Raw genomic sequence first — 562 nt, 5'->3', positions numbered from 1 at the left:
TCCTCATATTACCTATTAAATTGATAAACCTTTGTTTCATAAGGTCTGATTTGTTGCCCCAAATCGTTGGAATAATTTCCAATGACTAATTTACCTTTTTCTTGTCCATAATCACGTTCAAGATCCTTAGCTGTAAAGTTGCTGATAACAAGCAATGTTTTCCCTTGGTACTGACGCTTATATGCAAAAACTTGATTATCTTCCGGATCGAGTAAGGTATAATTACCGTATTTAATTAGATTTGAATTATGTCGTAATTTTATTAGCTTCTGGTAATAATAAAAGATTGAATCTTTGTTCTCTAATTCGTCTGTAGCATTGATTTCCAAATAACTTGGATTCAATTGGAACCAGGGTTCTTTTGCTTCTGTAAAGCCAGCATTTTTGTTTTTATTCCATTGCATTGGTGTCCGAGCATTATCTCGTGATTTATAAGACAAATAACTTAACATTTTTTTCGGTTCAACAATTTTTTCCTTTTCAACTAATTGATAATAAGCATTAATAGATTCAATATCTTCATATTGTGATATGTCCGAAAAGTGAACGTTAGTCATTCCAA

1 protein-coding gene is annotated in these 562 nt (G+C 31.3%); it reads right to left on the bottom strand.

The features are described from left to right. Positions 1 to 8: 8 nt before the first annotated feature. Positions 9 to 562, bottom strand: a 554-nt coding sequence (locus FC65_RS11080) for an alpha-amylase family glycosyl hydrolase (protein ID WP_191979920.1), incomplete at its 5' end; no start/stop codon positions are given.

The sequence above is a fragment of the Ligilactobacillus acidipiscis DSM 15836 genome (assembly GCF_001435755.1).
In the GTDB taxonomy this organism is placed as follows: domain Bacteria; phylum Bacillota; class Bacilli; order Lactobacillales; family Lactobacillaceae; genus Ligilactobacillus; species Ligilactobacillus acidipiscis.
This window is presented reverse-complemented; position numbering and strand designations above follow the sequence as displayed.